16 protein-coding genes are annotated in these 18,004 nt (G+C 68.0%); 10 read left to right on the forward strand and 6 right to left on the reverse strand.

What is annotated here, in order from left to right:
* From FFS27_RS03950 to FFS27_RS03980, 7 genes are all read left to right on the forward strand, one after another.
* The coding region (locus FFS27_RS03950; RefSeq protein WP_171019180.1) for a UbiA family prenyltransferase at positions 1 to 366 on the forward strand (366 nt) is incomplete at its 5' end.
* A gap of 238 nt (positions 367 to 604) precedes the next feature.
* Positions 605 to 2,803 (forward strand): TonB-dependent receptor, encoded by a 2,199-nt coding sequence (locus tag FFS27_RS03955; RefSeq protein ID WP_021264493.1) that lies wholly within the window; start codon positions 605 to 607, stop codon positions 2,801 to 2,803.
* A gap of 128 nt (positions 2,804 to 2,931) precedes the next feature.
* Positions 2,932 to 3,264 carry a DUF883 family protein gene (locus FFS27_RS03960; RefSeq protein ID WP_003082731.1) on the forward strand — a complete coding sequence of 111 codons (333 nt, stop codon included), beginning with the start codon at positions 2,932 to 2,934 and terminating at the stop codon, positions 3,262 to 3,264.
* Positions 3,265 to 3,323: 59 nt separating this feature from the next.
* On the forward strand, positions 3,324 to 3,836 hold the full coding sequence (locus tag FFS27_RS03965; protein ID WP_003082734.1) for a prealbumin-like fold domain-containing protein: 513 nt from the start codon (positions 3,324 to 3,326) through the stop codon (positions 3,834 to 3,836).
* A 265-nt stretch (positions 3,837 to 4,101) separates the two neighbouring features.
* Positions 4,102 to 4,509 carry a YybH family protein gene (locus FFS27_RS03970; protein WP_021264494.1) on the forward strand — a complete coding sequence of 136 codons (408 nt, stop codon included), beginning with the start codon at positions 4,102 to 4,104 and terminating at the stop codon, positions 4,507 to 4,509.
* Positions 4,506 to 6,053, forward strand: a complete 1,548-nt coding sequence (ilvA, locus tag FFS27_RS03975) for a threonine ammonia-lyase, biosynthetic (RefSeq protein WP_021264495.1) — start codon at positions 4,506 to 4,508, stop codon at positions 6,051 to 6,053. The genes FFS27_RS03970 and ilvA overlap by 4 nt, the downstream gene beginning before the upstream one ends.
* Positions 6,054 to 6,139: 86 nt before the next feature.
* Positions 6,140 to 8,068 (forward strand): DNA/RNA non-specific endonuclease, encoded by a 1,929-nt coding sequence (locus FFS27_RS03980; protein WP_023101409.1) that lies wholly within the window; start codon positions 6,140 to 6,142, stop codon positions 8,066 to 8,068.
* Between the two features lie 3 nt (positions 8,069 to 8,071).
* Here the strand turns inward: FFS27_RS03980 and FFS27_RS03985 are convergent, their stop codons facing one another.
* Positions 8,072 to 8,980, reverse strand: a complete 909-nt coding sequence (locus FFS27_RS03985; RefSeq protein WP_003109254.1) for a LysR family transcriptional regulator — start codon at positions 8,978 to 8,980, stop codon at positions 8,072 to 8,074.
* Between the two features lie 84 nt (positions 8,981 to 9,064).
* On the opposite strand from FFS27_RS03985, the gene FFS27_RS03990 reads away from it, so the two are divergent.
* Both FFS27_RS03990 and FFS27_RS03995 read left to right on the forward strand, forming a co-directional pair.
* On the forward strand, positions 9,065 to 9,496 hold the full coding sequence (locus FFS27_RS03990; RefSeq protein ID WP_003082743.1) for a GlcG/HbpS family heme-binding protein: 432 nt from the start codon (positions 9,065 to 9,067) through the stop codon (positions 9,494 to 9,496).
* A 5-nt stretch (positions 9,497 to 9,501) separates the two neighbouring features.
* Positions 9,502 to 10,281: an SDR family oxidoreductase gene (locus FFS27_RS03995; RefSeq protein WP_023101408.1), complete on the forward strand. Its 780-nt coding sequence runs from the start codon at positions 9,502 to 9,504 to the stop codon at positions 10,279 to 10,281.
* Positions 10,282 to 10,336: 55 nt separating this feature from the next.
* On the opposite strand, the gene FFS27_RS04000 is transcribed toward FFS27_RS03995, so the two are convergent.
* Positions 10,337 to 11,884, reverse strand: a complete 1,548-nt coding sequence (locus FFS27_RS04000) for a TerC family protein (protein ID WP_003082751.1) — start codon at positions 11,882 to 11,884, stop codon at positions 10,337 to 10,339.
* A 325-nt stretch (positions 11,885 to 12,209) separates the two neighbouring features.
* Here FFS27_RS04000 and FFS27_RS04010 point away from each other — a divergent pair, with 325 nt between their 5' ends.
* Entirely contained in the window at positions 12,210 to 12,833 is a 624-nt protein-coding gene (locus FFS27_RS04010) for a class I SAM-dependent DNA methyltransferase (RefSeq protein ID WP_003086873.1), read from the forward strand.
* 5 nt (positions 12,834 to 12,838) lie between these two features.
* On the opposite strand, the gene FFS27_RS04015 is transcribed toward FFS27_RS04010, so the two are convergent.
* From FFS27_RS04015 to FFS27_RS04035, 4 genes are all read right to left on the reverse strand, one after another.
* On the reverse strand, positions 12,839 to 13,045 hold the full coding sequence (locus tag FFS27_RS04015; protein WP_003086874.1) for a hypothetical protein: 207 nt from the start codon (positions 13,043 to 13,045) through the stop codon (positions 12,839 to 12,841).
* A gap of 194 nt (positions 13,046 to 13,239) precedes the next feature.
* Entirely contained in the window at positions 13,240 to 14,352 is a 1,113-nt protein-coding gene (locus FFS27_RS04020) for an alkene reductase (protein ID WP_021264496.1), read from the reverse strand.
* Positions 14,353 to 14,687: 335 nt separating this feature from the next.
* Positions 14,688 to 16,013: a sigma-54-dependent transcriptional regulator gene (locus FFS27_RS04030; RefSeq protein WP_003086877.1), complete on the reverse strand. Its 1,326-nt coding sequence runs from the start codon at positions 16,011 to 16,013 to the stop codon at positions 14,688 to 14,690.
* Positions 16,010 to 17,911 carry a sensor histidine kinase gene (locus tag FFS27_RS04035; RefSeq protein ID WP_003140368.1) on the reverse strand — a complete coding sequence of 634 codons (1,902 nt, stop codon included), beginning with the start codon at positions 17,909 to 17,911 and terminating at the stop codon, positions 16,010 to 16,012. The genes FFS27_RS04030 and FFS27_RS04035 overlap by 4 nt, the downstream gene beginning before the upstream one ends.
* Between the last annotated feature and the right edge of the window lie 93 nt (positions 17,912 to 18,004).

Here is an 18,004-nt window from a genome sequence, read left to right on the forward strand (position 1 = left end):
CACTCCTATGCCATCGCCATCTTCCGCCTGAAGGACTACGAGGCGGCCGGCATCCCGGTGCTGCCGGTGGCGCGCGGCATCGCGGTGACCAAGATCCACATCGTGCTCTACATCCTCGCTTTCATGGCGGCGACCCTCGCCTTGTGCCTGGGCGGCTACGCCGGCTACGGCTACCTGCTGGTGGCGGTGGCGGTGAGCCTGTGGTGGCTGGCCATCGCCCTGACCGGCTACTGGACTGCCGACGACCGGGTCTGGGCGCGCAAGCTGTTCGCCTTCTCCATCGTCGCCATCACCGCGCTGAGCGTGATGATGTCCATCGACTTCCAGGTGGCGCCCGCCACTCATCTGGTCGCCTCGCTGTTCTGAGGCGACACGCTTTAGGGAAAGCCCCGCCGGTCGATTGGCGGGGCTTTTTTTTGTCTGCGCGATGGCAGGGATGCGGTCGCCGCCTGGCAGAAGGGCCGCGCGGCGAGCCCTCTGTTCCGGGACTCTGCCGTTGGTTATCAGATTTTTCCGGGAGCTTTTTCGGAGCTGTCCGGCTTGTGGAAAAAACCCTCCATCAATCAAATGCCAATGATTCTCAATAACCAAGATGGAGTACTTCATGGATCGTCGCAACGAGCCGTCCCCCTTGCCCACCAAACGCCCGCTGGCGCCGCTGATGCTGCTGATGGCCGCCTGCTCCTCGCCGGCCCTGGCCGAGGACGCGGCGCGCAAGGACGATCCCCTGGAACTGGGAGCCGACACGGTCACCGGCGAGCAGGCCTCGTCCAGGGTCGAACGCTCGGCCTCGGCCAAGTACGCCGTGCCGCTGCTGGATACCCCGCAGACCGTCACGGTGGTGCCGCAAAAGGTAATCCAGGAGCAGAACGCCCTGAGCCTGCGCCAGGTGCTGTCCAACGTCTCCGGCATCACCTTCAACGCCGGCGAAGGCGGCGGCGGTTCCGGCGACAGCATCAACATCCGCGGCTTCAGCGCCAACGCCAACATGCAGGTGGACGGGCTGCGCGACAGCGCCCAGACCAGCCGCAGCGACCTGTTCAACCTGGAGGCGGTGGAAGTGATCAAGGGACCGAACTCGGTGTTCGGCGGCGCCGGCACCAGCGGCGGCAGCATCAACATGGTCAGCAAGCAGCCCAAGGCCGAAGCCTTCACCCACCTGGGCGCCGGGCTGGGCACGGACCGCTACCGGCGCCTGACCCTGGACACCAACCAGCCGCTGGAAGGGCTCGGCGAGTCGACCGCCTTCCGCCTCAACCTCATGGCCCACCACAACGACGTCGCCGGGCGCGAACAGATCGACAAGCAGCGCTGGGGCATCGCGCCATCCCTGACCTTCGGCCTGGACACCCCGACCCGCCTGACCCTGAGCTACTTCCACCAACGCGACGACAACCTTCCCGACTATGGCGTGCCGGCGCTGAACGGGCGCAAGCTGGACGGCGTCAGCCGCCACGATTATTTCGGCTGGCGCAACCTGGACGAGGAACGGATCGACAACGACGTCGCCACCCTCAAGCTCGAACACGATTTCAGCGACGACTTCCAGTTGCAGAACCTCATCCGCTATTCCCACCTGCATCGGGACACGGTGATCTCCGCCTCCCACGTCAACCAGAAGGGCCTGCCGCCGGGGCGCTACCTGCCGGCGGGACCGCAAGCCTACGGGCGCGATTCGAAGACGCGGATGTGGATCAACCAGACCAACCTCACCGGCCGCTTCGATACCTTCGGCCTGGCGCATACGCTGATCGGCGGCTTCGAGCTGTCCCGCGAGACCTACGACCGCACCACCTACTCCTACAACCTGGGCAAGTTCTACCCGGCCAACGGCTTCGACCTGCACAACCCGCCGGGCTACTGGAACGGCCCCACCGACAAGCGCGACAGCGCGCGCAACCGGACCGAACTGGAGGTCAAGGCGCTGTACGCCTTCGACACCATCGCCCTGGACGAGCGCTGGGACCTCAGCCTGGGCCTGCGCTACGACTGGATCGACGGCACCTCGCGGAGCACGCCCTCAGGCAAGCCGACGGTGCGCGCCGACAGTTCCGACGACAAGCTGAGCACGCGGGCGGGGCTGGTATTCAAGCCGCTGGAGAACGGGCGGGTGTACGTCTCCTACGGCACCTCCTTCAACCCCTCGGCGGAACACCTGGTCACCACCGGCTCGGGCGTGACCGAGGCGACCGGAGGCCTGGCGCCGGAGAAGAACAGCACCTACGAGCTGGGCACCAAGTGGGAGTTCCTCGGACGGCGCCTGGAGCTGGACGCGGCGCTGTTCCAGGTGAAGAAGGAAGACGCCCGCGAACGCCTGGCCGACGGCAGCTACGTGCTTGCCGGCGAACAGCGCGTGCGTGGCCTGGAGCTGAGCGCCAGCGGCAAGCTGAACGAGCACTGGGACCTCTTCGCCACCTACACCTACCTCGACAGCGAAACCCTGAAATCCAGCAACCCGCAGCGCGAGGGACAGGCACTGGGCAATACCCCGCCGCGCTCGTTGAGCCTCTGGAGCACCTACGAACTGCCCGAGGGCGTGACCCTGGGCTATGGCGCACGCTACGTCAGCCAGCGCAACGTCACCTCGGTGGACAACGGCAAGCTGGATGCCTACTGGGTGCACAACATGATGCTCGGCTACCAGGCGACGCGCGACCTGAAACTGCAACTCAACCTCGACAACCTGTTCGACAAGGCCTACGTCGAGCGGGTGCGCCAGGTGTACGGCAACCAGTCGCGCTCCTCGGCCATCGAGTATGGCGACGGTCGCACGGCGATTCTTTCGGCGATCTACGCGTTCTGACGGCAGGCAGGCCATGGAAGCCGGCGCCCACTGCCTGGGCGCCGGTTCTTCCCGGCGATTTCCTCTGAACTTTTTCACTGCGGCGCCTATCAACTCCTTTGCAAGTCATTTTTCAGGGAGCCTCTTCGATGGCACGCAAAAACGCAGTGAAAGACAACCTCGAGCAGATCCAGCACCAGAGCTACAGCGAGCTGCAGGAACTGCTCTCCGAAGCCAACAGCATGCTCGCCGACAGCGCCGCCTTCGCCGGCGACAAGGCCGACAGCGCCCGTGCGCGGATCGGCGCGCTGCTGGAGAAGGCCAACGATGCCCTCGGCAAGGGCGGTAGCGCCGTGGCCGAACGCAGCCGCCACGCGGTGGATGCGACGGAAAGCTATATCGGCGCCAATCCCTGGCAGACCGTGGCCATCACCACCGCGGTGGGCCTGCTCGCCGGCTTCCTGCTCGGGCGCCGCTCCTGAGCACGCGGTCGGTGCCGCACAACGGACTCGTTACCTTCGCTTGAAAAAAGGAATTGCCCATGCTTTCGATCAAGAAGAACCTCGGCCTCCTGGCCATGACCGTGGCCCTGGCGGCCTGCGCCTCCAACCCCAACGACCTGCCGGATTTCCCGGAGCATGAATACGCGGCGACCCAGCAGGTGGGCGAGGGCGTGATCAACGGCGACCTGTACCTGACCAGCGCGTCGGGTGCGATCCAGAAGGGGACCAACACCAAGGTCACCCTGGAGCCGGCGACCAGCTACATGAAGGCCTACTACGCGAAGTTCGGCAACCTCGATGCCGCCAAGCGCGATCCCGACGTGCAACCGCCGGTGCTCGACCCGCGACGCGCCACCTACGTGCGCGAGGCGACCACCGACCAGAACGGTCGCTTCGACTTCGACCACATCCCCAACGGCACCTACTACATTTCCAGCGAACTGACCTGGAGCGCCCAGAGCGATGGCAAGACCATCACCGAGGGCGGCACCGTCACCAAGCTGGTCACCGTGAGCGGCTCGCAGCCGCAGAAGGTGCTGCTGACCCGCTGATCTCCGGCGGCGCTCGGCCAAAACGGCAAGCCCCTGCCATCGCGGCAGGGGCTTTTTCCTGCCGGCGCGGCCGGACCGCTTGACAGCCAACGGGGCGGCGCCGTAGTTTCGATACCCATGACCTTCGCGACCCTGCTTACCCGCCGCAGCATTATTACCGCCATTCCAGCTATGGCGGGTTAGCCAGCGTCCACTCCGAACCCGCCCTCGAGGCGGGTTCTTCGTTCTGTCTCCTGGGCCAAAACCACCGAACCGGGAGAACAGCATGCAGCACCAGACCCTCCAGAACCTCGTTGGCCGGGCCGACGCCCTGATCAATGCCGGGCATTTCGATGCCCTGATGGATTTCTATTGCGACGACGCCACCCTGGTGGTCAAGCCGGGCCTCAACGCCTGCGGCAAGGCGCAGATCCGCCAGGCGTTCGACGCCATCGCCCGGCACTTCGAGCACAGCCTGCGAGTGCGCCAGCACGACCTGCGGGTGATCGAGGCGGGAGATACGGCGCTGGTCATGGCCGAGGCGGTGATCGAGTCGAAGGCCGGACGCCTGCAACGTCGGGCCACCTACGTGTTCCGCCAGGAGGCCGATGGCCAGTGGCGCTGCGCGGTGGACAACTCCTACGGCACCGACCTGCTGGCCTCGGTGGCGGCGAGCGCGGAGGCCAGCCGATGAGCGCCTCGACCCTCAGCGCAAGCAAACCCCTGCTGGCCGGCTACGTGGAAAGCATCCTGGCCGCGCCGGTGTACGACGTCGCCGTGGAAACCCCCTTGCAGGTCGCGCCGCAGTTGTCCCAGCGCCTGGGCAACCGGGTGCTGCTCAAGCGCGAGGACCTGCAGCCGGTGTTCTCTTTCAAGATCCGCGGCGCCTACACCCGTGTCGCGCGCCTGAGCGACGAGCAGAAGGCCCGCGGGGTGATCACCGCCTCCGCCGGCAACCATGCCCAGGGCCTGGCCCTGGCGGCGCAGCGCCTGGGCGTGCGGGCGGTGATCGTGATGCCGCGCACCACTCCCGAGCTCAAGGTCAAGGGCGTGCTGGCGCGCGGCGGCGAGGCGTTGCTGCACGGCGACGCTTTCCCCGATGCGCTGGCCCATGCCCTGCAACTGGCCGAGCGCGAAGGCATGACCTTCGTCCCGCCCTACGACGATCCGGACGTGATCGCCGGACAGGGCACGGTGGCGATGGAGATCCTCCGCCAGCACAGCGGCCGCCTCGACGCGATCTTCGTGCCGGTCGGCGGCGGCAGCCTGATCGCCGGGATCGCCGCCTACGTCAAGCACCTGCGTCCGGATATTCGCGTGATCGGCGTCGAGCCGGAGGATTCCAACTGCCTGCAGGCGGCGCTGGCCGCCGGCGAGCGGGTGGTGCTGGGCCAGGTCGGGCTGTTTGCCGACGGGGTGGCGGTGGCGCAGATCGGCGCTTGCAACTTCGAGGTCTGCAAGGACCACGTCGACGAGGTGATCACTGTCGGCAGCGACGAAATCTGCGCGGCGATCAAGGACATCTACGACGACACCCGTTCGATCACCGAGCCGGCCGGCGCCCTGGCCGTAGCGGGAATTAAGAAGTACGTGGCCCGCGAACGCACCGAGGGGCAGACCCTGGTGGCCATCGACTCCGGTGCCAACATCAACTTCGACCGCCTGCGCCACGTTGCCGAGCGCGCCGAACTGGGCGAACAGCGCGAAGCGATCATCGCCGTCACCGTGGCCGAGCGGCCGGGCAGCTTCAAGGCCTTCTGCGCGGCGCTGGGCCGGCGCCAGATCACCGAGTTCAACTACCGCTACCACAGCGACCGCCAGGCCCACCTGTTCGTCGGCGTGCAGACCCATCCGCTCACCGACAGTCGCGCCGACCTGCTCGCCGGCCTGCGCGAGCAGGGCTTCCCGGTACTCGACCTGACCGACAACGAGATGGCCAAGCTGCACATCCGCCACATGGTCGGCGGCCACGGTACCGAGGTGCGCCGCGAGCGGCTGTTCCGCTTCGAGTTTCCCGAACGCCCCGGGGCCTTGCTGAACTTTCTCGACAAGCTCGGCTCGCGCTGGAACATCAGCCTGTTCCACTACCGCAACCACGGCGCCGCCGACGGTCGGGTGCTGGCCGGATTGCAGGTGCCGGACGAGGAGCGCGGCGAGCTGGAGGTGGCGTTGCAAGCCATCGGCTATCCGTACTGGGAGGAAACCCACAACCCGGCCTACCGGCTGTTCGCCGGTTGAGCGGCGCTCCGCCAGCGGGACATGGCCCTGTCATGTCCCTCGGCTAGACTCCTGCCAGGGATATCCGCCCAGCGAGGGACATGGCCATGCGCAAGCGCAACCCCCGGCGGGCCACGCCGGAAGAACTGCGGGTCTGCTCGGTACTGAAGGAAAAGGGCACCCGCGAGGAACTCGCCCACCTCGCCGCCCGCGGTGAGTGGAGCAACGTGCCGGCGTACAACGCCAGCCGCGAGCAGATCGCCGACCACCTGGGCAAGAGCGTGTCGCCGGAATCCGACGCCTCGTTCTTCGACTCGCGGCGCTTCAGCGAGGCGATCGTCCTGCTCAAGAGCCGGCCGGTGCTGCTGGTGAAGAACGGTATCTTCGACGAAGCGCCGCTGGCCGGCCTGGAGCAGCGCCTGAAGAAGCATCGCGCCGCGCTGGCCACGCCGATCCGCTCGGTCGGTCGGCTGGAATTGATCGACCACGACAGCATGGACTGGTGCGGTACCGGCTGGCGCATCGACGACGACCTGATCGTCACCAACCGGCATGTCGCCAGCCTGTTCGCCGAACGCCAGGGCAGCCTGTTCCGCTTCCGTCTCAACCAGGCTGGCAAGCAGGTGCGCACCCGCGTGGACTTCCGCGAGGAATACCGCCAGCCGGAAAGCGACGAGCATGTGATCGCGCGGGTCCTGTGGATCGCCCCGGACGTCTCCGAGGCGCCGGACATGGCGATCCTCCAGGTAGTGAAGGGCGACCTGCTGCCGCCGCCGCTGGTCCTCGCGCGCCAGGATGCCGAGCCGCGCCAGGCGGTGGCGGTGGTCGGCTATCCGGCGCGCGACAGCCGCAACGACGCCGGGGCGATGGAAGATATCTTCGGCAACATCTACGACGTCAAGCGTTTCGCTCCCGGCGAAGTCGTGGGATTGCCCCATGACGCCTGGTACCTGACCCACGACTGCTCGACCCTGGGCGGCAATTCTGGCTCGGCGGTGCTTTCGATCGACGGCGGCGAGGTGGTCGGCCTGCACTTCGGCGGCCAGTTCCGCAAGACCAACTATGCGGTGAAGGCCAGCGTGATCCGCAGCCTGCTGGCGCGTCGCGCCTGGGTGCCGGTGGCCGGGGCGGAGCTGAAGCGCGGCGCGCCGCGCTTCCAGGAAAAGCAGCGCAGCGTCGCCGACCTGGCCGAGCGCAAGGGTTTCGACGAGGCCTTCCTCGGGCCGAAGGCGACCTTGCCCAAGCCGGGCAAGAGCCACCAGGTGCTGCCGGTGGGCAAGGGCACGCGCCTGGACTACCTGCATTTCTCGGTGGTGATGAGCGCCAGCCGGCGCTTGCCGATCCTCACCGCGGTGAATATCGACGGTGCGCTCAAGCGTTCGCTCAAGCGCAAGGATTCCTGGGGCTTCGACCCGCGCATCGAGGCGGCCGCGCAGGTCGGACACAAGGACTTCTACGGCCCGGCTTCGTTCGACAAGGGCCACATGGTGCGTCGCGAGGATCCCGGCTGGGGCGACAGCGATGCCATCGCCCGGCAGGCCGAGGACGACACCTTCGTCTACACCAACGCGGTACCCCAGGTGGCGCAGCTCAACCAGCGCAGCTGGCTGTCGCTGGAGGACTACGTGCTGCAGAACGCCAGGAGCGAGGGCTTCCGCATCTCGGTGTTCACCGGCCCGGTGTTCCGCGACGACGATCCGCTCTACCAGGGCGTGCAGGTGCCGCTGGAGTTCTGGAAGGTGGTGGCGATGATCGACGCCGACAGCGGCGAACTGGGAGTGTCCGCCTACCTGCTGGGGCAGGAAGGGATGATGCCCAGCGAAGGCTTCCGCTACGGTGCGTTCAAGACCTACCAGGTGCCGTTGGCGAAGGTCGAGGCCAGCGCCGACCTGCGTTTCTCCAGCGCCCTGCGCAAGGCCGACGTGCTCGCCGGCACGCCGCTGGAGGAGGCGCTGGAAAGCGGACGCTTCATCGAGATCGACGGACCGGACGACCTCCTGCTGAGCCGGCCGGGGCCGGCCGGCAAGGGCCGCTGAGGTTCAGGCCGGCTGCCGCCACTCGCGTAGCAGTTCGATGAAGGCGCGCAGCTTGGCCGGTACGTGGCGGCGGTTCAGGTAATACAGCCACATCGGCGGCAGCGGCAGGCAACTGCCAGGCAGCACTTCCACCAGGCGCCCGGCGGCGAGGTCCGCGGCGACCCGCTCGCGGATGAATGCCTGGGCGATCCCGGCGCCGGCGCGGGCCGCCTCGATGATCGCCTCGGTGTCGGTGCTGACGAAGCGTGCCGGCAGGTCCACTTCCAGTTCCCGCCCGTCTTCCCGCAGGCGCCACTTGTGCAGACGGCCGCTGCGCGGGAAACGGAAGCGCACGGCGGCATGCCCATCGAGGTCGGCGACGCTGGCCGGCGTACCGTGCTCGGCGAGGTAGGCCGGAGTGGCCACCAGCAGGCACGCCAGCGGCGCTGTCAGTTGCACCCCGACCATGCCCGGCTGCAGGGCGTCGGCCAGGCGGATGCCGGCATCCAGCCGTTCCCTGACGATATCCACCAACTGGTCCTCGTAGCGAATCTCCAGTTGCACCTTCGGGTAGCGTCGCACGAACTCGTTGAGCATCGGTGCGATCACCAGGTTCTTCGCCAGGTGCAGGGCGCTGATGCGCAGCTGCCCGGAGGGTTCCGCGAGGCTTTCGCCGAGCGCTTCGCGGGCGCGCACCAGGTCGCGGTAGGGCTGTTCGGTCTGTTCGTGGTAGCGCTGCCCGGCCTCGCTCAGGCTGACCCCGCGGGTGGTGCGGTGGAACAGCTTGAGACGCAGCTCGGCTTCCAGTTGGTTGATCGCCTGGCTCACCGCCGCCGGCGTCACCCCGAGCAGGGCGGCGGCGCGGGTGAAGCTGCCGGTGTCGGCGACCTGCCTGAAGACATGCAGGCCGGCGAGGGGATCGCGTCGATTCATTGTTAGAAAAACTTGAAAGTCTACGTAGGAGAAGGCCGGTTCTGTTAAAGCTTCGACCTTTCTAGACTGGCCCGCAAGCACTCGATGAGGACGCCGGCCATGTCTACCCACCTGTCTCTGCAACATGCCCAACGCTGCATCGCGGCGGCCATTGCCGAAGCGCAGCGGCAGCGCCTGGCGGTCTGCGTCGCGGTGGTCGACGCCCATGCCAACCTGCTGGCGTTCGTACGGATGGACGACAGCGTTCCCGGTGCCATCGACCTGGCCCAGCGCAAGGCGCGCAGCGCCGCGCTGTTCCGCCTGCCCAGCGGCGAGCTGGGCCGACTCGCCGGGCCGGGCCAGCCGTTGTGGAGCATCGAGCAGAGCAACGGCGGGCTGGCCTGCTTCGCCGGCGGCATGCCGCTGGGCGATGCCGGCGGTTCCTGCCTGGGTGGCGTCGGCGTCTCCGGCGCCAGCGCGGCCCAGGACCAATCCATCGCCGAGGCCGCCGTGGCCATGGCAACAATCCAGAGGTAATCGAGATGAAACAGAAGCGAATCCTGGTGACCGGGGCCGGCAGCGGCTTCGGTCGGGAAGTGGCGTTGCGCCTGGCCGCCCGCGGCCATCGGACGATCGCCGGCGTGCGCGGCGCCGGGCAGGCCGCCGACCTGCGCGAAGAGGCCGGGCGGCGTGGCGTCCCGCTGCGGGTGGAAACCCTCGACATCACCGTCGCCGCCGATCGCGAACGCGCCTGGGAATGGGATATCGACGTGTTGCTGAACAACGCCGGCAGCGCCGAGGCCGGGGCCAGCGCGGAGATCCCGCTGGAACTGGTGCGCGCGCTGTTCGAGACCAACGTGTTCGCCAACCTGGAACTGACCCAGGGTTTCGTCCGGCGCATGGTCGAGCAGAAGCGTGGCGGCAAGGTGCTCTTCGTGTCGTCCATCGCCGGCCTGATCACCGGTCCCTATACCGGCCCCTATTGCGCCTCCAAGCATGCCCTGGAGGCCTTCGCCGAGGCCCTGCATGCCGAACTGAAGCCGTTCGGCATCCAGGTCGGCACCGTCAATCCCGGCCCGTACCAGACCGGCTTCAACGATCGCATGATGGAAACCTGGAAACGCTGGTACGACCCGCAGCGTCACTTCACCGACCACAGCGGCGTGCGCTTTCCCTTCGAGCAGTACGATCCGGAGGAAATGATCGCGCGGATGGTCGAGCTGGCCGAGGCCGACGAAGGACCGTTCCGCACCCTGTTGCCGGAAGCTTTCGTCGAGGTGGTCAAGGACGAGCAGGCGCAGGCCTGGCAGCGCCGCCTGTAGCGGTCTGCCGCTGCGCCGGGGAGGGCGGCGGCCGGATCGGCGGCCGCCGCTTCGCTCAGCCCCTGCGCAGCAGGACCCGGGTCACCCGGCGTTCTTCCACTTCCACCACCCGCAGTTCCCAGTCCTGCCACTGCAGGCGGTCGCCGATCACCGGCAGGCGGTCGAGCAGGCTCATCACCAGCCCGGCGAGGGTCTGGTAGTCCTCCGTGGCGCGCGCGTCGAACCCCACGCGTCGACGCACCTGGCTGAGGTTCATGGCACCGCTGACCAGGTAGCCGTCGTTCTCCTCGACCACGTCCGGACCGTCGATCTCGCTGGCGTCGGGCAGCTCGCCGGCGATGGATTCGAGAATGTCGGTCAGGGTCAGCAGGCCGATGAATTCGCCGAACTCGTTGACCACGAAGGCCACGTGGGTCGAGGCCTCGCGCATCTGCTCCAGGGCATTGAGGATCGAACAGTCTTGCAACAGGTTGAGCGGCTGGCGGGCCAGGCTTTCCAGGTCCGGCTGGGCGCCGGCGAGCAGCTCCTTGAGCAGTTCCTTCTTGTGCACGTAGCCCAGCGGCTCCTCGACGCGCCCGTCGCGCACCAGCGGCAGGCGCGAGTAGGACGATTCGAGCAGCGCCGCGCGGATCGCCTCGCGGCCGCTGTCGAGGTCGATGCAGTCGACCTCGGCGCGTACCGTCATCAGGCTGCGGATGGGCTTCTCGGCCAATTGCAGCACGCCGCTGATCATCACCCGCTCGCGGCGGTCGAAGACCACCTGGTCGTCGCCCTCCTCGAACAGGTCGGCGACTTCCTCGCCGACCTCGTCGGCCTCCAGGCGCTGGCCGCCGAGCAGGCGCAGCACCGCATGGGCGGTACGTGCGCGCAGCGGGCGGTGGCCCTGCAGGCTCTTCTTGCGGCGCTTGCGGGCGACCTGGTTGAACACCTCGATGAGGATCGAGAAGCCGATGGCCGCGTACAGGTAGCCTTTCGGGATATGGAAGCCCAGGCCCTCGGCGGTCAGGCTGAAGCCGATCATCATCAGGAAGCCCAGGCACAGCATGATCACCGTCGGGTGACGATTGACGAAGCGGGTCAGCGGCTTGCTGGCGACGATCATCAGGCCGATGGAGACGATCACCGCGATCATCATCACTTCCAGGTGCTCGACCATGCCCACCGCGGTGATCACCGCGTCGAGCGAGAACACCGCGTCGAGCACCACGATCTGCGCGACGATCGGCCAGAACAGCGCGTAGGTCTTGTTGCCGGCGTGCTGGGCGACATGGCCTTCGAGGCGTTCGTGCAGCTCCATGGTGGCCTTGAACAGCAGGAACACGCCACCGAACAGCATGATCAGGTCGCGGCCGGAGAAGCTCTTGCCGAATACCTCGAACAGCGGCTCGGTGAGGGTCACCATCCACGAGATGCTCGCCAGCAGGCCCAGGCGCATCAGCAGCGCCAGCGACAGGCCGAGGACCCGGGCGCGGTCGCGCAGGTGCGGCGGCAGCTTGTCGGCGAGGATCGCGATGAACACCAGGTTGTCGATGCCGAGGACGATCTCCAGCACGATCAGGGTCGCCAGGCCGAGCCAGGCAGTCGGGTCAGCTATCCATTCCATGTGCGCTTACCTCCCGGTCCGGCTGGCCGTCGCGCTGGCGCGACGCTGCACGGCGCGGCTGCGGCAGCCGGCGGTGACGGAGGGGGACGAGGCGAGGGATTCGGCGTCGAGGGGCGGACGCAGGTGGCGAAGGCGAAGCGGGGAGGGTTGTCCGGAAGGACGACTGGGGGGCTCCGAAAGGGTGGTCATGATGGCCATTGAGAGTCAAAGGGAAGTCGATCCTACTGTGTCGCGGGCCCTCGCCACAGCGGGAAACTATTACAAAACCTTAGGCGAAACCCGTGCCGGCGCTAGACTGGGCGGAACCCCGCCACTGCGAGCAGACATGAGCACCGAGGATTTCGACGCGATCACCGCCACCACCCTGGCCGACTACCAGCGCAACGCCGAAGGCTTCCGCGAGGGCACCCGCGGCCATGACGTGAGCCAGAACGTCGAGGCGCTGCTGCGCCATATCGACGGGCCGCCGCCGTACCGGATCCTCGATTTCGGCTGCGGTCCCGGGCGCGACCTGGCCACCTTCCGCCGCCTCGGCCACCAGCCGGTGGGACTCGAAGGCACGCCGCGCTTCGTCGAGATGGCCAGGGCCGACAGCGGTTGCGAGGTATGGCAACAGAATTTCCTGGCGCTGCGACTGCCGGCTGGGCACTTCGACGGCATCTTCGCCAACGCCAGCCTGTTCCATGTGCCCGGCAGCGCCTTGCCGCGGGTGCTCGGCGAACTCTTCGAAGCGCTGCGGCCGGGCGGCGTGCTGTTCAGCTCCAACCCGCGCGGCGACAACCGCGAGGGCTGGAATGGCCAACGCTACGGTGCCTACCACGACTACCCGGCCTGGAAACGCCTGCTGGAGGAGGCCGGTTTCGTCGAGCTGGAGCACTACTACCGGCCGCCGGGCCTGCCGCGCGAGCAGCAGCCCTGGCTGGCGAGCGTCTGGCGGCGCCCCGTCTGAAGGCGCTAGAGGGTCTGCCGGTGCGGCGTGCCGAGCACGCTGCGGTACTGGTCGAGGCGCTTCGGCGAGAGGTCGCTGCGTTCCAGGCTGTCGAGGGCGTAGGACTTGATTTCGGCGTCGCTGTAGGGGCGTTCGACGCTGCGCGGCGGGTTGGCGCAACCGGCTAGGACGACCAGGCTGGCAGCCAGGGAGACGATCAGGGACTTGCTCATGGCGGATTCCTCGAAATGTTCCTCGATGCTATCGGTGGTCCCCCCTGTCCAGGAAATCAGGCCTATTAATAATGAATATCTGGCGAATTGAGTCTAGGTCCCGCCAGCCGTAGGTTCTAGTCGACCAAAGGCGAGGTTGTGGCGGCATGTTTCGCCAACCGGCCGCGCGCTCGCGGTCCGGTCGGCTAGGGGTTTCAACCGGCCGCCTGCGGCAGGCTCGGGTAGTCGGTGTAGCCGGCGGCGGCGCCACCGAAGTAGGTCGAGCGGTCGCCGTCGGCCAGCGCCAGGTCGTGCTCCAGGCGGTAGGGCAGGTCAGGGTTGGCGATGAACGGCCGGCCGAAGCCGACCAGGTCGGCCCAGCCCCTGGCCAGGGCTTCCTCGGCGCGCGCCTTGGTGTACATGCCGGAGTAGATCAGGCTGCCACGGTAGACGATGCGCAACGCTTCCTTGAACGCCGCCGGCATGGCCGGGGCGTCTTCCCAGTCGGCCTCGGCGATGTGGATGTAGGCCACGCCGATCTCGTCCAGTAGCCGCGCCGCGGCCAGGTAGGTGGCTTGCGGGGTGTCGTCGACCGCGCCCTGCAGGGTGGTCAGCGGCGCCAGGCGCACGCCGATGCGCTCCCTGCCGACCACCGCGGTGACCGCCTCGGCGACTTCGCGGAGGAAGCGCAGGCGGTTCTCCAGCGAGCCGCCGTATTGGTCGTTGCGCGCATTGGCCTGGGAGTCGATGAACTGGTTGATCAGGTAGCCGTTGGCGCCGTGCAGCTCGACCCCGTCGAAGCCGGCGTCGAGGGCGTTGCGTGCGGCCTGGGCATAGTCGGCGACGATCTCCCGGATTTCCTCCACGGCCAGCGCACGCGGCGCCGAGTGCTGGACCATCTCGCCGCCGCCGGCCTGCGCTCCGCGGCCCTGGGGATCGACGAAGACCTTCACGCCTTCGGCCACCAGCGCCGAGGAGGACACCGGGGCGGCGTTGCCCGGTTGCAGCGAGGTGTGCGAGACCCTGCCGACGTGCCAGAGCTGGGCGAAGATGCGCCCGCCGGCGGCGTGCACCGCGTCGGTGACCTGGCGCCAGCCGGCGACCTGCTCGGCGCTGTGGATGCCCGGTGTCCAGGCGTAGCCCTGGCCCTGCCGGCTGATCTGGGTGCCTTCGGAAACGATCAGGCCGGCGCCGGCGCGCTGGCTGTAGTACTCGGCCATCAGCGCGGTGGCGACTTCACCACTGGCGGCGCGGGAACGGGTCATCGGCGGCATGACGATGCGATTGGGGAGGGTCAGGTGGCCAAAGGCATAGGGGCTGAACAGCATGATGGCGATCTCGCTCGTGAGGCCGGCCGTGGCGCGGCGCGCTGGAAGAAGGTGAGCGCATTATTGGCGGAACGATTCGTGCGAAAAACCGCTGCCAGGGAAAATGACACTTGAGTTCAATTCACGAATGCCCGGATAGCGCATTCCCGACACCGGCGGGTAGGGCGCACCGAGGGAGGAGGAATGGCCTATGACGCGCTGCGTCAGGCGGGTAGGGCGAATAACGCCCCCGGCGTTATCCGCCGAGCGGAATCGCAGGCGGGTGAGAAATGTCGAATGAAGCATCGCGCCCTGCGCCCCACGCCAGGCGGGCAGGGCGAAGAGGGCGCTCCGGCCTATTGCAGGCCGTACTTCTTCACCTTGTCGAACAGCGTGGTCTTGGCCATGCCCAGGTCCTGGCTGGCCTGGGTCAGGTTGCCGTGGTGGCGGGCCAGGGCGTCGCCGAGCAGGGCCTTCTCGAATGCCTCCACCGCTTCGGCGAAGCGCGGGCCGCCGGTCTGTACGGCCTGGCCGCCCTTGTTGAACACCGGCAGGCCGAGGGCGAAGCGTTCGGCGACGTTGCGCAGTTCGCGCACGTTGCCCGGCCAGTCGTGGGCCATCAGGCTGGCCACGGTGGCACGGTCGAGTTCCGGCGCGGGGCGGTCGAAGCGCAGCGAGGATTGCTGGAGGAAGTGTTCGAAGAGCAGCAGGATGTCCTCGCGGCGGTCGCGCAGTGCCGGCAGTTCCAGGCTCACCACGTTGAGCCGGTAGTAGAGGTCGCTGCGGAACTGGCCGCTCTTGCCCATGGCGGCGAGGTCCGCCTTGGTCGCCGCGATCACCCGGCAGTCCACCGGGATCGACTGGTTCGAGCCGAGGCGTTCCAGGGTGTGTTCCTGCAACACCCGCAGCAGCTTGATCTGCAGGTTGACCGGCATGCTCTCGATCTCGTCGAGGAACAGCGTGCCGCCGTTGGCATGCTCGATCTTGCCGATCCGCCGCTTGTTGGCACCGGTGAAGGCGTGCGCCTCGTGGCCGAATATCTCGCTGTCGAACAGGTTCTCCGGCAGGCCGCCACAGTTCAGCGCGACGAAGGCATGCTGGTGGCGCCGGCTGTAGTCGTGGAGGCAGCGCGCCACCAGCTCCTTGCCGGTGCCGGTCTCGCCGAGGATCAGCACGTTGGCCGAGGTGTCGCCGACGTTGGCGATCAGCTCGCGCAACGCCTGGATCGCCGGCGAGCGGCCGATGATCCGTTGCGCCAGGTCCTGGCGGCCGGCCAACTGGCGACGCAGCGCGCTGACCTCGCGGGCCAGCCCGCGCTGCTCCAGGGCGCGGCGGGCGACCTCGACCAGGCGTTCCGGAGAGAAGGGCTTCTCCATGAAGTCGTAGGCGCCGGCGTGCATCGCCTGTACCGCCATGGAGATGTCGCCGTGACCGGTGATCAGCACCACCGGCAGGCTCGGGTCGAGGGCCTTGAGACGCTCCAGCAGGGTCAGGCCGTCGATGCCGGGCAGGCGGATGTCGCTGACGACGATGCCGGCGAAGTCGCGGTCGACCCGTTGCAGCGCCTCCTCGGCGCTGCCGACGCCGATGCAGGGGATGTCCTCCAGCTCCAGCGCCTGCTGGCAGCCGAGCAAGACATGCGGATCGTCTTCGACGATCAGGACGGAAAGCGGCTCGTTCATCGGGCGGGACTCGCAGTCGGGGAATCGGGAACCAGGGACAGGCTCAGCTCGAAGGCGGTTCCGCCGCTTTCGGGGTGCTGCACGCTGAGGCTGCCGCCGGCGGCGGTGGCCAGGCTGGCCGAGAGGGTCAGGCCGAGGCCCAGGCCATGTTCGCCGGGCTTGGTGGTGAAGAAGGGTTCGAACAGGTGGACGCGCGCCGCCGGCGGGATACCGGGGCCGTTGTCGCGCACGCGCAGGACGTAGCGCTCCTCCTCGCGCCGGCCTTCCAGCCAGAGCTGGCGGTCGGCCTGCCCGCTCATGGCGTCGAGGGCGTTGGCCAGCAGGTTGACCAGGATCTGCTCCAGGCGGGTCTGGTCGATGCCCAGGCGCACATCGTCGAAATGCCGGTGCAGGGTCGGCGGGTCCTGCTCCAGGCGCCCGTGCAGGATCAGCAGCGCCGCGTCCACCGCCTTGGCCAGGCTGGCCTGGCCGGCGTCGTCGCTGCGCCGGGCGAAGGCACGCAGGCTGGCGGTGATGCGGCCCATGCGGTCGACCAGTTCATTGATGGTGGCGAGGTTGGTGCTGGCGGTCTCCAGTTTGCCGCGCTGGAGGAAGCGCACGGTGTTGCCGGACAGCGTACGCAGCGCCGCCAGTGGTTGGTTGAGTTCGTGGGCGATGCTGGTGGACATCTGCCCGATCACCGCCAGCTTGCCGGCCTGGACCAGTTCGTCCTGGGCCTTGCGCAGGGTGTCCTCGGCCTGCTGGCGCTCGTGGATCTCGGCGGTCAGGCGTGCGTTGCTGGCCTGCAGGTCGGCGGTGCGTTCGGCGATCTTCACTTCCAGCTCGCCGTTGGCCCGTTGCAGCGCCTCGCGCGCGGCGAGGCGGGTGGCGAGTACCTTGCGCCGCTCGTTCCAGGCGATCAGCAGGAAGGCCAGGAGGGCGAAACCGATGGCGGCCAGCATGCCATTGCGCACCGCGTCGCGGCGCAGGTCTTCCAGCGGGCTGAGCAGGGTCAGGTTCCACGGCGTGTCATTCAGCGCGCGGGTCTGCGCCAGGTAGGTGACCGCTTCGCCGCGCGGGTGCTGCTCATCGGCGGGGAAACTGAGCTTCTCCACTCCGGCGGCCAGCGGCTCGCGCAGCAGCGGCTGCCACTCGTTCAGCGCCCACCAGTAGTACTGCATGCTGCGCGCCAGGCGCTCCTTGTCGTCGGCGCTCAGGGAGCGCACCGCCTTCAGGCGCAGGGCAGGGTTGCTGGAGAGGATGATGATGCCGTTCTCGTCGCTGACGAAGGCTTCCAGGCGCGCCTTCTCCCAGCGCTCCTCGAGGGCGTCCATCTTCACCTTGACCACCGCCACGCCGATGATCCGGCCGCCGTGGACCAGGCCGTGGGCCAGGTAGTAGCCCGGCTCGCCGCGGGTGCTGCCGATGCCGTAGAAGCGGCCCGGCTTGCCCTTCATCGCGTCCTGCCAGTAGGCGCGGAACGACAGGTCCTCGCCGAGGTAGCTGTCCGGGTCGCTCCAGTTGCTGGTGGCCAGGACCCGGCCGTTGGTGTCCAGCAGGTACACCGCGCGGCTGCCGGCGCGGCGGTTGAGGCCTTCGAGGTAGGCGTTGACCTGGTTGCGCCGGTATGGCGTCGGGTCGGTGAGCAGGTGGCTGACGCTGCGCTCCAGCTCCAGCAGGCTGGGCAGGTAGGTGTACTTGCTGATCTCGCTCTCGACCGTCCGCGCATGCAGCTCCAGCTGGCGTTCGCCATTCTCGGCGAGGGCACGGATGCCGGCGCTCTCGCTGATCCGGTAGCCGCCGTAGCCGAAGCCGAGCATCAGCAGGAGCAGGGGAATGGGGAGCAGCAACTGGCGGACGAGGCGGGGCTTCACGGTCAGTGACGGAGGTACGCTGCAGGGCGGGTCGGGGGATTCCATCACAGTCGTCGCGGCTAGGCCAGCCCGCCGCCACGATGGGCGGCGGAGCGGGCGGTTTTCCGGCACGGCCGGCAGGCGGCGCCGGAAGGGTTC

It is taken from the genome of Pseudomonas sp. 2VD (genome assembly GCF_005503585.1).
Lineage (GTDB): Bacteria > Pseudomonadota > Gammaproteobacteria > Pseudomonadales > Pseudomonadaceae > Pseudomonas > Pseudomonas aeruginosa.

Coding starts and splice junctions, on each gene's coding strand:
- FFS27_RS03955 (WP_021264493.1), top strand. CDS start 605: ATGGATCGTCGCAACGAGCCGTCCCCCTTGCCCACCAAACGCCCGCTG.
- FFS27_RS03960 (WP_003082731.1), top strand. CDS start 2,932: ATGGCACGCAAAAACGCAGTGAAAGACAACCTCGAGCAGATCCAGCAC.
- FFS27_RS03965 (WP_003082734.1), top strand. CDS start 3,324: ATGCTTTCGATCAAGAAGAACCTCGGCCTCCTGGCCATGACCGTGGCC.
- FFS27_RS03970 (WP_021264494.1), top strand. CDS start 4,102: ATGCAGCACCAGACCCTCCAGAACCTCGTTGGCCGGGCCGACGCCCTG.
- ilvA (WP_021264495.1), top strand. CDS start 4,506: ATGAGCGCCTCGACCCTCAGCGCAAGCAAACCCCTGCTGGCCGGCTAC.
- FFS27_RS03980 (WP_023101409.1), top strand. CDS start 6,140: ATGCGCAAGCGCAACCCCCGGCGGGCCACGCCGGAAGAACTGCGGGTC.
- FFS27_RS03985 (WP_003109254.1), bottom strand. CDS start 8,980: ATGAATCGACGCGATCCCCTCGCCGGCCTGCATGTCTTCAGGCAGGTC.
- FFS27_RS03990 (WP_003082743.1), top strand. CDS start 9,065: ATGAGGACGCCGGCCATGTCTACCCACCTGTCTCTGCAACATGCCCAA.
- FFS27_RS03995 (WP_023101408.1), top strand. CDS start 9,502: ATGAAACAGAAGCGAATCCTGGTGACCGGGGCCGGCAGCGGCTTCGGT.
- FFS27_RS04000 (WP_003082751.1), bottom strand. CDS start 11,884: ATGGAATGGATAGCTGACCCGACTGCCTGGCTCGGCCTGGCGACCCTG.
- FFS27_RS04010 (WP_003086873.1), top strand. CDS start 12,210: ATGAGCACCGAGGATTTCGACGCGATCACCGCCACCACCCTGGCCGAC.
- FFS27_RS04015 (WP_003086874.1), bottom strand. CDS start 13,045: ATGAGCAAGTCCCTGATCGTCTCCCTGGCTGCCAGCCTGGTCGTCCTA.
- FFS27_RS04020 (WP_021264496.1), bottom strand. CDS start 14,352: ATGCTGTTCAGCCCCTATGCCTTTGGCCACCTGACCCTCCCCAATCGC.
- FFS27_RS04030 (WP_003086877.1), bottom strand. CDS start 16,013: ATGAACGAGCCGCTTTCCGTCCTGATCGTCGAAGACGATCCGCATGTC.
- FFS27_RS04035 (WP_003140368.1), bottom strand. CDS start 17,911: ATGGAATCCCCCGACCCGCCCTGCAGCGTACCTCCGTCACTGACCGTG.